The sequence below is a fragment of the Holospora elegans E1 genome (assembly GCF_000648275.1).
In the GTDB taxonomy this organism is placed as follows: Bacteria; Pseudomonadota; Alphaproteobacteria; order Holosporales; family Holosporaceae; genus Holospora; species Holospora undulata_A.
In genome coordinates this window covers 1-12,905 of the sequence record NZ_BAUP01000088.1, presented here as the reverse complement: position 1 = coordinate 12,905, position 12,905 = coordinate 1, and the positions used below count along the sequence as shown (strand labels likewise).

Below are 12,905 nucleotides of genomic sequence, written 5' to 3'. Positions count from 1 at the left end.
GGCACCTCTAAAAAGCCTTTGAAGGATTTTTTTACTCACCTAAATACGGACGAAAGCCGCCATCTGTAACATGCTGGATGATCCTATGGGGGGGGCCGTAGGTAAAAAGATTAAAGATGCGTACCTTGTCATTTGCCCAAGATAAAGACCGGGTACTAAACAAACAAAGATGGGACATTGAACGGCTGTTCAGAACTATGAAAACGCAAGGGGTTAACCTTGAAAATACCCCTATGAAAGATTTGGGAAGACTTTCCAAACTTATGACGATTGTCGCTGTTGCTATTTTATACGCTTCTATAACGGGAATGTGCTTACAAAAAAACAGTCAGAGCACCTTTGTTATTCATACTTCACAAGGGGGCTCAGGTGGATCAAAGATAAACTCTTATTCTTTGATTTCAGCGATCTTTTAAACTACCTGAAAAAAAGTGAGGGGGGAGTATGGGACGAGCCATATCAATGCCGCTTTCATCAATATATACAAGACTTGGATATGCTATATATTTGATCTATTCTTGATACTGACTTTGACTTCGCTTTTCTTTCTTCCAAGTACGAAAAGTCTTTTTTAAGCTATAGCCTAATCAAATACCCCCCTAATTCTTGAGCAGCTTTTTTCAAGGTCATATCTTGGTTTTCTTTGACGTACTCTTCAAGATCTAAGTCAATCTTTTTTTCTGAGCCACCACGCCTTTTAGGAAAACAACTGCCTTCTTGTCTGTATTTTCTATGCCAATTTTCTAAGCCATCTGCCTATCGCTGATACACTTATTTTAAATAGTTGCGATGCTTCAATATACCCGCCCCCTCATCTAAATATTCTATTACCCTTTGTCTTAAATTGTTGCTCTAGCTCTTTGTCATTTTCCTTTCATTGCACCTAATTCAACCTAAATTACTACTATTCATAATTGATGTGAATTAATTAAAAAATGAATTTTCATTAATCTGAAAAAATGGCGTAAAGAGAGTGCTTTTTTTGAAATACTTCCTAAAAGGGGGGGATTTTTTTGAATTTAAGGAAGGTATTAAGTACTGATTTTTCGAATTCGCTTTCTTTTATAAAATATTTTTGATAAATTTACAGCGTATAGGGAGTTTTATTAAAAATTTTATGGACTCTGCGGTATTAACAGTAACTGAATTATCTGTCCAGTTGAAGCACACTTTGGATGCTCATTTTTCGCAAGTTATAGTACAAGGAGAAATCTCTGGATATAAGCAACATGTTTCAGGGCACCACTATTTTTCTTTAAAGGATGACAAAAATGTTATTGATGGTGTGTGTTGGAAAGGCACATCTTTAAAAATGGTACTAAAAGACGGGATGCAGGTTTTGTGCCAGGGGAGAGTTAGTGTATATGGTGCACGTTCCAAATACCAGCTCTTAGTATCTCATATACAAGAACAAGGAAAAGGTGTTTTGTTAGAACAGTTAGAGCGCTTAAAAGCTAAACTTCAGTTGGAAGGTGTATTTTCCCAAAAACGTTCTTTACCCTTGTTTCCGCAACATTTAGGAATTCTGACATCTCCCACTGGTGCTGTTATCCAAGATATGCTAGATCGATGCAAAGCACGATGGCCTTGTCGTATCACTGTTTTTCCTATTCAAGTGCAAGGGGGGCGTGTAACCGAAGATGTTTTGCAAGGGTTGAGATTTTTTCATGCTCTTTGTGAAGAAGAGCGGCCAGAAATTTTGATTATTGCAAGAGGGGGGGGGAGTATAGAAGATCTCTGGGGGTTTCAAGAAGAAATTCTAGTAAGGGGGGTGGCTTCTAGTCTGATTCCCACTGTCAGCGCTATTGGTCATGAAACTGATACAACTTTGATAGATTATGCTGCAGATTTGCGTGCGCCCACCCCTACAGCAGCCATTGAGCTTGTTTTACCTAATCGTCAGGAACTATTAAAGCGTTTGGCAGGGGCTGGGCAAAGAATTCAAAATTATGGAGATACTTTTTTGGAATTGTGCACGATAAAGTATAAGAATTTGTATCAGCGCTATCATGGGTTTGATCGCTACCCGCAAGAGCCATTGATGCAAGATTTAGATAATCTTTGGGATAAAATTTGTTACGGAATTAAGAGGGGACTTGAGAAAAAACGTACGGAATTTTTAAGAATAGAGGCAAAAATCCACCAAAAATGGGGGGATACACGTTGGGCAGATACTCAAATTTCTGTGTGGAAAGATAGACTGGTTCATAATATTAAAACTCAAATCAGACAAAAAGAAGAGGCATTACACTGGATGGCGCACAGACTTAAAGCATCTTCTTACAAAAAAATACTGGCAAGAGGGTTTACTTTGGCGCAAACTGAATCAGGAAGTTTACTGACATCTGCTTTGCTTGTAAACTCTGGGCAATCCATAAAATTAGTATGGCATGATGGAGTTCGTACTGGGCGATTAGATTAATGAATATATTTGTTTTAATACTTTTTGCTTATAATCAAAAAAAATTTAGAGTGTGAAGTTTGGTGTGCAAATACGATATATTTTAATAATATTTTTTGGTATAGTGGAACAGTTTTATTTTATATTTTAATAATATTTTTCGGTTTTTATTTTATAATTTCCACGAAACAATAAAACATTTTGCTAAAAATGAATAAAAAAAATATAATTTATTTTTTATTAATAGGAATTTTGCCAACTTATTCGGCTTACTCTAAGAAGGATCCTATCAGTAAAACTCCTGCCCAAATCTCTGAATTGGTATTGAAAAAAAGAAAAAATCTTTTAAATAATGCTGTTAATTCTCATTTTCTTTCTGTATTGAATAATGAAAAGACAGATGAGGGGTTGAAAAAAATGGTAGATAGCCCAGGAAGAAAGGCTTCAAAAATTATTTTCTCTCATATTAAGAATTCTACCCCTTTTGATTTAGCGCAAAGCGGGATTTCGTCTGAAGGAGTTTTTTCTGACGGAAGATCTTCTATTAGCCCAAATTCTTCCATTAGCCCAAATTCTTCCATTAGCCCAAATTCTTCCATTAGCCCAAATTCTTCCATTAGCCCAAATTCTTCCATTAGCCCAAATTCTTCCATTAGCCCAAATTCTTCCATTAAAGATTTAAGAGAACAGAATGACCAAGATATTTCTATTGATGGGGAAAAAAATGCGTCGTCTATGAAAAGTGGAAAAAGTATAGAAATTCCTTTCTCTAAAGAAGATGAAAAAGCGAGCAGAACATCTGATGAAGAAAGGAAATTAGATTCAAAATTAAAAAATAAATTTCCAAGCATTTCGCAAAGTGTTTTCTCAGTGGAAGATCCAATAAAGTCATCTTTCGGTGATGAAAAAGGGGAAAGCAACAAATCTAAGGATACAAGCAAGGCTGAATACAAATCGGATACAGGATCAGTACATAGTCAAAAACTCCAAGAAAGTTTAAGTCAAGATGAAGGCTCTGATCAAGATTCTGATTCAAAGCGGAGTAGTGGATTGGGTCAAAGTGGAAGTTCAAGTCTAAGTAATAGAAGCTTGGATAAAAGTAGTAGCTTTATCGAAGAAATTCCTCTAACTAAAAGTACTTATATGTCAGAAAGTGATCCACAAAGATCAAATAGTTCAGATGAAAATAGTAATTCAGAGCAAAAAGCTTCTTTGAAGGAACAAGAATCTTCTTCTGAGAGCGAACAAGAAGGAGCGTCCGTAGAAAGTTCAAAGAGTATGGGGGATTTTTTATCTGAAAAAAGTGAAAAAACGAGCAGCTCATCTGATGAAAAAGGGGAAGATAGTAAATTTAAGAGTGTAAGCAAGGCAGAGTCCAAATCTAAGAGCGAAAGTAGTAGGTCGGGGCAAGAAGCAAGCAACGAACAACTTGAATCAATAGATGAAAACGGAAACGGTTTATCTGATCAATCCAAAAAATCGGAAAAAAATGAGGATACAGGATCAGTAAATAGTCAAAAACTCCAAGAAAGTTTAAGTCAAAATGATAATTTAGATCAAAGTAATCATTCTTTTGTTGAAAGCGAGTACATGAATGTACCAAAAAACAGTATAAATAATTCAAATAATTCAGGTCAAAGCGGTAAATTAGATCAAAGCGAAGTGCTAAATCAAAGTAAATTAGATTCCTTAGATCAGTCAAGTTTGGTTGATCTTGATATAAAAATTGATCCACGTAACTTGATGCCAAAAGAAGTAAGGGATCAATTACTTAAGGTATTAAACAGTAAAAAAGGAAAAGAATTAAAAATTTTAAAGAAAAAAGAAGAAAAAGAAAACGGATATGCAGAAAAAATCTTGAGAAACTTTTTGCAGAAAGCAGAAACACAAGATGCAAACTTTTATAAAAGATTTGAAGAATTAAGAAATTATTTTTTTAGAAAAGACGGTAAACGTAAAGCAAACACTCCTAAAAAAAATAAACTTGACGGGATTCTTGAAAAATATACAGACGTAGTGGAACGGTTGGTTAATGTTCTCATTGAAGACAATATCGATGCTTCTTCCCCTATTCAAGAAGAAGTTTCTGGTGTAAAAAAATTGGTTCCCTCCACTAAAAAACAACTTGTTAAAAATAGTAAAAAATATAAAACTCCTGCGCAAAATAAAAATACGTAAATAGATTAAAAAAACTATTTTCGTAAAAAAGCCCCCTGATTTTTTCGAAAATTACTTTTCGGGAAAGGGGGTATTTTTGTATTATTCTGTATATAGTAATTTAGGTTGAATTAGGTGCAATGAAAGGAAAATGACAAAGAGCTAGAGCAACAATTTAAGACAAAGGGTAATAGAATATTTAGATGAGGGGGGGCGGGTATATTGAAGCATCGCAACTATTTAAAATAAGTGTATCAGCGATAGGCAGGTGGCATAGAAAATTGGCATAGAAAATACAGACAAGAAGGCAGTTATTTTCCTAAGAAGCGTGGTGGCTCAGAAAAAAATATTGACTTAGATCTTGAAGAGTACGTCAAAGAAAACCAAGAGATATGACCTTGAAAAAAGCTGCTCAAGAATTTGGGGTACGATCAGTTACTGGTTAAAAAGATTAGGCTATAGCTTAAAAAAAACTTTTCGTACGTGGAATAAATAAAAGAAAAGCGAAGTCAGTATCAAGAATCGATAAAAGATATAGCATATCTAAGTATTGTATATATTGATGAAAGTGGCATTGATATGGCTATGTGCAAAGAAAGAAGTCTGGGGAAGAAAAAGTGAAAAGTTGGTTGGCAAAAAGAGTGGAAAATAGTATCAAAGAACAAATACCGGTTTGGTTAATAACAAGCCAATAACACCAATGGGGTTTAACGGGTCTTGCGACATAATTATTATTCCAAGTATTATTCCAAGCTTGGGTATTTCTGATCAAGGAACTAAAGTCTTGGTCAAGGTGTTATTATGGATAATGCCTCTTTTCATAAATCCAAGAGAAGTAAAGAATGAATAGAATCTGTAAACTGCAGTATAATTTTTTTACCTCCTTACTCTCCTGATTTGAATCCAATAGAGATCTTTAAAATATCTAATTCAAAATAAATTACTATATACTCATGCTGAATGAAATATTTTAAAAGTTTAATTTTATTTGTTAATAATTTTTCTTATGCAAAGATTTCTGAAAGAAGAAGATCGTGTTGCGTTAAGAACGCAGCAGATAGGATTACGGCAGTTTTGTTATCAGGGTGGAGCTCATCAAATTGCTTGGGCTCTTCTGATTGCGATCGTAGAAGAGTATAAGGAAGATCAAAAGTTAATAGTGTCAAGCGGGGGATCTGTAAGCACGCTGAATATTTCACAAACAGCGAAACTTATCGCACATTTGGAAAGCCATAACGTATATGAAAGTATAGTGATATCTGCGCTTATGTTCTTGAGGCATTGCGTATACGATTCAAGGCAAGACGCTGTGGCTGCGCGCCCATAATTTTTCATTTAAAAAGCCAGCGGCACGGCACGCAAATACAGATCCAACCAAGCAGGAAGCCCTTTATTCAACGGTGATGACAACACCGCCGGAGGATGAACTCATCCTGTTTGTTGATGGCGTGCACGTCACCATGGCAACGAAAATCACCTGTCAGGCACCCTCATGACGGCCTACACGCATGTACCTTGATGGGAGTGACTGCACATCATGGGCCTTACGGTGCTGTCCTTAAAAACCTTGAAGACGTTTTTTGATCAGCTGAAAGACGCTTATCCAAAGGCGCCTAACATTCACTTAATCTAGGATCAAGGACCTTATAATACAAGAAAAGACACCCAAAAAGTAGAAAAAGAAAGGGGGATTGAGGTGCATTATTTGTCCCCTTATAGCCCCCCCCAACCTGAACTCCATCGAAGAATGAACATGTGTGCAATAATCAATTTTTCGTCTCTGCCAAAGAGTTTTGAAAGAGTATGCTGCATTTTTTCGACCAAACCCGGGACAGCATCGCCATGGATCTTGTCGACCGCGCCAATGATAATTCTCAACGCATTAGTCCAACACTTCCAGTTTGATTTGGTATACACGAAATTTAAGGAGCTAAATCCAAGGAACAGTAGTTAAAAACGTCAAAGAGCGGGTATAATTTTTTAACGCTCCCTGTAAAAGAGAGCGAATAAGCTCAACGCCTGGTATTCCACTAAGTTCTAAGAGCTTAGGATAAAAGCTTATAGCAGTTAGTCCTGGTAAAGTGTTTGCCTCGTTAATCCACAGTGTTTCATCTTGTGTTAGAAAGAAATCAACTCTTACCATCGAATCGCACTTTAGTATATGAGCTACTTGTTCTGCCATTGCGCGCACGCGATCAGCTTGATGATGAGAAATTCGTGCGGGTGTGTAAAAACATGCACCGTTTGGATCTAGATATTTTGCTTCATAAGAATAAAAACTATGGGTTGGTTCTATTTCTCCTAAAACTTTCGCGGCGGTTCCGTTCAAAACAGAACATTCAATTTCTTTACCTAAAATTTTTCGTTCAATCAATATTTCGTCGTCGTAACAAAACGCCTCTTGTATTGCCTCAAGATATTCAGATTCACAACAAACACTAGAAACACCTATAGACGAACCAGCGCCTGCTGGCTTAATAAACAAATTTTCGCTTTTTAATCGATCTACAGCACAAGCGTAAGAAGGAACGGTAGAGGCGTTTTGGCTAAATAAAAACGGAACTATGGGCAAATTGTTTGCCATAAGAACTTGTTTTGTAATACGTTTTTGCATACACAGCGCAGACCCCATGACGTCGGCTCCAACACAGGGCACACCCAAAAATTTTGACATTCCTTGAAGACATCCGTCTTCTCCTGTTGCACCGTGAATCATAGGAAAAACAATATCGATTTCTACAGAGGCACCGTTTTCTATACAAAACTCTACGCGTCCTTGGTATCGTCTTAAATAAGCTAAGGGGGCACCTATAGAAGAGCTTACACAATTGTTACGTTTCACATCTTCTGTTGACAAAGCATACCCGTTATTGTCCCGATCAATACCCCAAATATACACCTGATTTTCCAAAGGCATATGTTCTAAGACATAATTTGCAGATCGCAACGTTACTTCATGCTCTGGAGAGCGTCCACCACAAATAATCAAAACAGTTTTTGACTTTTTCATAAAGATTAATTCCCCCTTTTAGTTTTACATTGACGGTGAAAAATTAACTTAAATCTTAACTTCAGGTCTTATTTTGTTTGGCTTCTACAACCTCTAAAATCAAATCTCGTCGCACGCTTACACTCACTCCCGGGGAAATGGACGCACGCACCACAGAAGAGTCAGTCGGGGCGTCTTCCACGACCGCTTCTATTCCCCCTCCTAAAACAATTTGATCTCCTCTTTTCAAAGAGGCCAGAATTTCACGATGTTTTTTCATTTTTTGCTGTTGAGGGCGCAAAACAATAAAATACAGGATAGCAAAACATGCAATAAAAGGAGCAATCTGCGTAATCTGAGAAAAATCCATGGCCAATAACGTCCAAAAGTTAAGTGCCTAAGAATTATATCAATACTTTAATTAGTATTCAACCCTCCTTAGTTTTTGTGTATGAGTTCAATTTTTTGAGAAAATTTTATGGACATATGCTTAAGATACTTTGCATTATTATTCAATTAACTGCTTGTGCAAAAAAATAAAAACAACTTAGCATGTAGATGTAGTGTTTGAAAAAGACTGAATAATTTTTCTGTCTTGTGCTTTTTTTATATGTATGGTACCCTTCTTGAGTATTTTGGGGTTTTTTTATTCTTTTAGCTCTGTGTACTTGCCAACTAATTATTGATAAATGAAAAAAATAAAATTAGATGAACGCTCTAGTTTGTCTGGATGCGTTCTTATTTCTTTTCCAAACGTCCGAAAGCAAGATTTTCAGAAAAATGTTGTTTTTGTGTTTCATCATAGTGATGAGGGCGCTATGGGGTTCTTAATCAATCTTCCGCTTCAGCGCCAAGACTGGCCTGAAACTTTTAAGAACAGCGCTTTGACGATGTCAGATACAGTGCTTTGGGGCGGGGGGTCTGATGTAGATCGTGGATTTTTGTTGCACTCCAAGGATTATTCTACTGAAGAAACGTTGCATGTGGGAGAAAGTTATGGTGTGTCTCCTGCGAAAAAAATAAAAAATTTTGGCGACTTAGATTCTTTAGAAGGGTTTCCTAGGTACACACTGACCTTAATTGGGTATATCAGTTGGCGTGCGGGGCAAATCGAAGAAGAGCTTATGAATCATGATTGGATTGCAGTACCTGCTAGTCCAAATTTATTATTTGAAACCTCTCCTGCAAAAAAATGGGAAACGGCGCTTTCTATGCTTAATCTTCATCAAGAAGTTGCTTTAACGTACTGCCCTGGAAGCATTGGGTGAAGTGCTTTTTATTGAATCTTTTGGTAGAAGCGCAGCTTTTTGACTGCGTGGTTTAATCATTTTTATGAACATAAACTAAAGAAGTTTTTAATTTTTAGTTCTAGTTTTTAGTGGATTTATTCGATGATTTTTTTGTTTATCACTAGTGAGTATGTTTATGTATTACCAGGGGGAAATATAAAAAATGGTAGATAACTTAAAATACTTTTATTTGAGGTGTGCTCTTTACCCTAGTTGAATTTTAGGATATGATGGAACAAAAGTTGGTTTTTTGGAAATAGTTTATCTATGGCAATGAAATTAAGATTGGCGCGTCATGGAAGAAAGGGAGTTCCTTTTTTTTGGCTTATGGCTGCAGATGCTAGATGTCGTCGAGAAACAGGAAAGGAAAAGTTGGGCACTTATGATCCGTGTCTTTCCCAGGGAAAAGCTCCTAAGATTGTATTAAACAAAGAAAGGATTCAGTACTGGCTTTCTTGTGGGGCCCAACCCACAGATAGGGTTCGTCGTATTCTTGCAGAAGAGGGGGTTTTACCCAAATATACGTTTCGTGAGACTCCTAAAAAGTCTTCTCCCGGAAAAAAAGCGTTAGAACGACAAAAGCAGGGGTGAGGTTGTTTTTTGAGTCTTTAAAAATAATTTCGCAATGTGGTGTAAAAGCCGCAATTAGGTGTAAAGCAAAAGGAATAAAGGAATGCAAACGTTTAGCTTAAAAGCGAAGGATATTGAAAAGAAGTGGTACCTGATTGATGCTAACGGTCTTGTTTTAGGGCGTTTGGCAGCTATAGTTGCACAAATTTTAAATGGCAAACATAAAGCGGTTTATAGTCCCCATCTTGATGCAGGGGATCGAGTTATTATTATAAATGCTGAAAAAGTTCATTTGACTGGAGATAAGTTAAATCAAAAGCAACATTATTGGCATACGAATCACCCTGGTGGAATCAAGTCTAGGTCTGCAAAAGAGATTTTACAGGGACGTTTTCCAGAGCGTTTAATACAAAAAGCAGTGGAGCGCATGATGAAAAAAGCGTGCCCGCTACGTCGAGAGCGTATTCGGGGATTGTTTGTTTATAAAGGGGGGGAAACCCCCATGTTGCTCAGTGTCCTAAGGTGTTAGATGTTGGGGCTTGGGACAGAAAAAATTTGTGTAAAAGTGGGAGGGGGTAAAAAGTCGTGGAAAGTAATTTACAAGAACAGTCTGTTCAGCGTCAAGCGCTGAAGGCAGATAGTAAGGGAAGATTTTATGCAACTGGACGAAGAAAATCTTCTGTTGCTCGGGTTTGGGTTAAGCCCGGGTTGGGAAAGTTTATTGTTAATGGAAAGTCTTTAGAAGAATATTTTTTTATTCCTGGGCTGAAGGTTCTTGCGGAACTTTCTTTGAAAGTGACAGAAAAGTTAGCGCATTACGATACGGTTTGCACGGTAAGGGGAGGGGGGCTTTCGGGGCAAGCTGGTGCTCTTTGCCACGGTATTAGTTGCGCGTTGGCAGGAAGTGACCTTAGTTTGCGCCCTTTATTAAAAAAAGAAGGGTTTTTGACGAGGGATGCCCGAAGGGTAGAAAGAAAGAAGCCAGGAAAGCCAAAAGCAAGAAAAAGCTTTCAATTTTCTAAGCGTTAGAGTAAGGGAAGTGTTGTTTGTGTTGTTTGTTAGGGAGAGTAAAAAATGCCAACTTTAAATCAGCTTGTTCGGGGTATTCGTCATCCCAGAAAGACCAGAAAAAATTCTTTTGCTTTGGAAAAGTGTCCTCAAAAAAGAGGGGTATGTACAAGAGTTTATACCCAAACGCCTCGTAAGCCTAACTCTGCGTTACGTAAGGTTGCTCGTGTGCGTCTGAGTAATGGAGAAGAAGTAACAGGGTACATAGGAGGAGAAGGTCATAATCTTCAAGAGCACTCTGTAGTGTTGTTGCGTGGCGGTCCTGTAAAAGATTTACCGGGATGTCGTTATCACATTGTTCGGGGAGCGTTAGATACCAAAGGTGTCAAAGACAGAAAGCAGGGACGTTCAAAATATGGGGCAGAAAAACCAAAATAAAGGTAAATTAGGAGAAAAATAATGGCTCGTCGTCATCGTTCAGAAAAAAGAGAAATAACGCCAGATTTGCGTTATGAAGATAGTGTGATTGCAAAGTTTATTAATTGTTTGATGTGGAAAGGAAAAAAGACTATTGCGCAAAATATTGTGTATGATGCGTTGGATCGGGCGTCTGCCAAGCTTCAGAAAGATCCTAAAGAGTTGTTTCATGCTGCTTTGGGTAATGTAAGACCCAACGTAGAAGTTCGAGCCCGTCGTGTTGGTGGTGCAACGTATACTGTTCCTGTTGCAGTTTCTGTGGATCGGGGACAAATTTTAGCGCTTCGCTGGTTGATTCATTATGCGCGGTTGCGTCCGGAAAAAACTATGAAAGAGCGTTTAGGAGAAGAATTGAGAAGTGCAGCAGAGGGAACAGGGGGAGCCGTAAAGAAGCGCTCTGATACTCACAAAATGGCAGAAGCTAATCGTGCTTTTTCTCATTATCGATTTTAAAGAAAGAGAAGATAGGTTCTGCGGTAAAATTTTACAAAAGTATTTTTCTTAGGAGTCTTTGTTTTTTGGGAAGTGAGATTAAGACGAAAAGTGAGAAGGCGTTTGTAGACTCGTCAAGTGCATTAAAAGTGCAGGCTGCGGCGCTTCTTTTATGGTACCGCCTTCAGGGCGTTCGCACCGCTTGCTGTTTGAATAAGAATAAAAATTCTTTGAAAAGTTCTGTGTGCAAAGATTCTGCATCTTTGTCTATGAACAATCTAGAAAATGCATTAGATGCTTTGTACCAGGAAATAAAAGCTTTTGAAGGGTGTTCACTTTCAAAGTCTTGTTTGAATACGGTTTTTTCGGATGGAAATCCAGAGGCTTCTGTTATGATTGTGGGGGAAGCCCCAGGGGCAGAAGAAGATCGCCTTGCAAAACCGTTTGTTGGGTTAAGTGGTCAGCTATTAGACAAAATGCTTAGTGTTTTAGGCTGGGATCGTACGTCTTGTTATATTACTAATATTGTTCCTTGGCGTCCTCCGTTTAATCGACAACCTTCCCCTTTGGAAATAGAAATGTGCTTACCTTTCGTGGATAGGCATATTCAGATCATCAACCCTAAGATTTTGTTGTGTGTTGGGGCAGTGGCATGTAAGGCTTTGTTAAGAAGCCATGATAATGTTAGCGTGTTGCAAAACAGTAATCTTACTTACGTTAGTCCGATAGATCAAAGATCGATTCCAGCTTTTGCGTTTTATCATCCCGCTTATTTATTGAGATCTCCTGGGCAAAAGCGCACTGTGTGGCGTCATATGCTTAGAATGAAAGCTTTTTTGCTGGCAAGATCTGAATATGCTGGTCTTTGTGATCAAGCAATATGAAATATACAATGGGGCAAGAGAGAGAGGTTTTGAGGTTCGATTCTTTAGCTTTGTATTATTTTTTTCTACACTTGCTTCCTATTGATTTTTTGATTTGTGTATAGTAAAATAAGTGTGTTTAAAAGGGGTCATAGCTCAGTTGGTAGAGCGCTACGATGGCATTGTAGAGGTCGGCGGTTCGACCCCGCCTGGCTCCACCTTTTAATTTTTTTAGATTTTTTTTATCGGGATCTTCGATTTTTATAAAATACTTTTTTTAATTTTCCGAGTTTGAAAGTTAGAAGGACTATCAAAAAAATTTTATATAGGGGGGCTGAGAAAGCGGTCATGATTTCTTGGCGAGGCAAAACATTTCCTAAATGATTTAAAAAAACAAGAACGACTTATACCAAATCAAATTGAAAGTGTTGGACTAATGCGTTGAAAGCTGTCATTGACGCGGTCGACAAGATCCATGGCGATGTTGTTTCAGGTTTGGTCGAAAAAATGTAGCATATCTCTTGTAAAACTCTTTGACAGAGACGAAAAATCGATTATTGCGCACATATTCATTCTTCGATGGGGTTTTCAGGTTGGGGGGTAGGGCATAAGTGTTGAAAGTGTCAAAATAAATGTTTAACAGCATTGAAATCCCCTCCTGAAATAATAATTAATGTTTTAATAAAAGATTACTCTAGATCTAATGTAAATTGAAATAA

17 protein-coding genes, 1 tRNA gene and 2 pseudogenes are annotated in these 12,905 nt (G+C 37.5%); 16 read left to right on the top strand and 4 right to left on the bottom strand.

Annotated features, from left to right (window positions below; translation table 11 throughout):
* Nucleotides 1-116: 116 nt before the first annotated feature.
* The gene (locus HE1_RS03575; protein ID WP_035544821.1) at nucleotides 117-416 is read left to right on the top strand and encodes a transposase; all 300 of its coding nucleotides are present in this window, start codon (nucleotides 117-119) and stop codon (nucleotides 414-416) included.
* A gap of 701 nt (nucleotides 417-1,117) precedes the next feature.
* Nucleotides 1,118-2,422: an exodeoxyribonuclease VII large subunit gene (gene xseA, locus HE1_RS06525; protein ID WP_162480294.1), complete on the top strand. Its 1,305-nt coding sequence runs from the start codon at nucleotides 1,118-1,120 to the stop codon at nucleotides 2,420-2,422.
* Nucleotides 2,423-2,862: 440 nt separating this feature from the next.
* On the opposite strand, the gene HE1_RS08200 is transcribed toward xseA, so the two are convergent.
* Nucleotides 2,863-3,072, bottom strand: coding sequence for a hypothetical protein (locus tag HE1_RS08200; RefSeq protein ID WP_162480292.1), 210 nt, complete (start codon nucleotides 3,070-3,072; stop codon nucleotides 2,863-2,865).
* Nucleotides 3,073-3,136: 64 nt separating this feature from the next.
* On the opposite strand from HE1_RS08200, the gene HE1_RS03565 reads away from it, so the two are divergent.
* The 6 genes and pseudogenes from HE1_RS03565 to HE1_RS08915 all read left to right on the top strand — a co-directional run bounded on the left by HE1_RS03565 (nucleotide 3,137) and on the right by HE1_RS08915 (nucleotide 6,142).
* The gene (locus tag HE1_RS03565; protein ID WP_162480290.1) at nucleotides 3,137-4,579 is read left to right on the top strand and encodes a hypothetical protein; all 1,443 of its coding nucleotides are present in this window, start codon (nucleotides 3,137-3,139) and stop codon (nucleotides 4,577-4,579) included.
* A 652-nt stretch (nucleotides 4,580-5,231) separates the two neighbouring features.
* Nucleotides 5,232-5,408: a hypothetical protein gene (locus HE1_RS08920; protein ID WP_162531239.1), complete on the top strand. Its 177-nt coding sequence runs from the start codon at nucleotides 5,232-5,234 to the stop codon at nucleotides 5,406-5,408.
* Nucleotides 5,354-5,470: pseudogene (locus tag HE1_RS10100) on the top strand (transposase); the annotation flags it as partial. The gene HE1_RS08920 and the pseudogene HE1_RS10100, both read left to right, overlap by 55 nt.
* Before the next feature lie 94 nt (nucleotides 5,471-5,564).
* The gene (locus HE1_RS03560; protein ID WP_035544818.1) at nucleotides 5,565-5,885 is read left to right on the top strand and encodes a hypothetical protein; all 321 of its coding nucleotides are present in this window, start codon (nucleotides 5,565-5,567) and stop codon (nucleotides 5,883-5,885) included.
* Complete coding sequence (locus HE1_RS10350) at nucleotides 5,839-6,054, top strand: winged helix-turn-helix domain-containing protein (protein WP_084490996.1); 216 nt, start codon at nucleotides 5,839-5,841, stop codon at nucleotides 6,052-6,054. The genes HE1_RS03560 and HE1_RS10350 overlap by 47 nt, the downstream gene beginning before the upstream one ends.
* Nucleotides 5,981-6,142, top strand: coding sequence for a hypothetical protein (locus tag HE1_RS08915; RefSeq protein WP_162531238.1), 162 nt, complete (start codon nucleotides 5,981-5,983; stop codon nucleotides 6,140-6,142). Before HE1_RS10350 ends, HE1_RS08915 begins: the two co-directional genes overlap by 74 nt.
* 129 nt (nucleotides 6,143-6,271) lie before the next feature.
* On the opposite strand, the gene HE1_RS09665 is transcribed toward HE1_RS08915, so the two are convergent.
* From HE1_RS09665 to yajC, 3 genes are all read right to left on the bottom strand, one after another.
* Nucleotides 6,272-6,436: a hypothetical protein gene (locus HE1_RS09665; protein WP_242837190.1), complete on the bottom strand. Its 165-nt coding sequence runs from the start codon at nucleotides 6,434-6,436 to the stop codon at nucleotides 6,272-6,274.
* Nucleotides 6,437-6,488: 52 nt separating this feature from the next.
* Complete coding sequence (locus tag HE1_RS03550; protein ID WP_006290192.1) at nucleotides 6,489-7,568, bottom strand: D-alanine--D-alanine ligase family protein; 1,080 nt, start codon at nucleotides 7,566-7,568, stop codon at nucleotides 6,489-6,491.
* A 61-nt stretch (nucleotides 7,569-7,629) separates the two neighbouring features.
* Entirely contained in the window at nucleotides 7,630-7,917 is a 288-nt protein-coding gene (yajC, locus tag HE1_RS03545) for a preprotein translocase subunit YajC (protein ID WP_006290194.1), read from the bottom strand.
* Nucleotides 7,918-8,236: 319 nt separating this feature from the next.
* On the opposite strand from yajC, the gene HE1_RS03540 reads away from it, so the two are divergent.
* The 8 genes and pseudogenes from HE1_RS03540 to HE1_RS03505 all read left to right on the top strand — a co-directional run bounded on the left by HE1_RS03540 (nucleotide 8,237) and on the right by HE1_RS03505 (nucleotide 12,404).
* Nucleotides 8,237-8,815 carry a YqgE/AlgH family protein gene (locus HE1_RS03540; RefSeq protein WP_006290195.1) on the top strand — a complete coding sequence of 193 codons (579 nt, stop codon included), beginning with the start codon at nucleotides 8,237-8,239 and terminating at the stop codon, nucleotides 8,813-8,815.
* Nucleotides 8,816-9,103: 288 nt separating this feature from the next.
* Nucleotides 9,104-9,427 (top strand): 30S ribosomal protein S16, encoded by a 324-nt coding sequence (gene rpsP, locus HE1_RS03535; protein ID WP_006290196.1) that lies wholly within the window; start codon nucleotides 9,104-9,106, stop codon nucleotides 9,425-9,427.
* A gap of 82 nt (nucleotides 9,428-9,509) precedes the next feature.
* Nucleotides 9,510-9,985 (top strand): annotated as a pseudogene (gene rplM / locus HE1_RS03530) (50S ribosomal protein L13).
* Nucleotides 9,986-9,991: 6 nt separating this feature from the next.
* Nucleotides 9,992-10,435: a 30S ribosomal protein S9 gene (rpsI, locus tag HE1_RS03525; protein ID WP_006290198.1), complete on the top strand. Its 444-nt coding sequence runs from the start codon at nucleotides 9,992-9,994 to the stop codon at nucleotides 10,433-10,435.
* A 45-nt stretch (nucleotides 10,436-10,480) separates the two neighbouring features.
* Nucleotides 10,481-10,852, top strand: coding sequence for a 30S ribosomal protein S12 (gene rpsL / locus HE1_RS03520; protein ID WP_006290199.1), 372 nt, complete (start codon nucleotides 10,481-10,483; stop codon nucleotides 10,850-10,852).
* Between the two features lie 21 nt (nucleotides 10,853-10,873).
* Nucleotides 10,874-11,344, top strand: coding sequence for a 30S ribosomal protein S7 (rpsG, locus tag HE1_RS03515; protein WP_006290200.1), 471 nt, complete (start codon nucleotides 10,874-10,876; stop codon nucleotides 11,342-11,344).
* A 65-nt stretch (nucleotides 11,345-11,409) separates the two neighbouring features.
* Entirely contained in the window at nucleotides 11,410-12,207 is a 798-nt protein-coding gene (locus tag HE1_RS03510) for a uracil-DNA glycosylase (RefSeq protein ID WP_006290202.1), read from the top strand.
* Nucleotides 12,208-12,331: 124 nt separating this feature from the next.
* A tRNA-Ala gene (locus tag HE1_RS03505) sits at nucleotides 12,332-12,404 on the top strand.
* Nucleotides 12,405-12,905 lie beyond the last annotated feature (501 nt).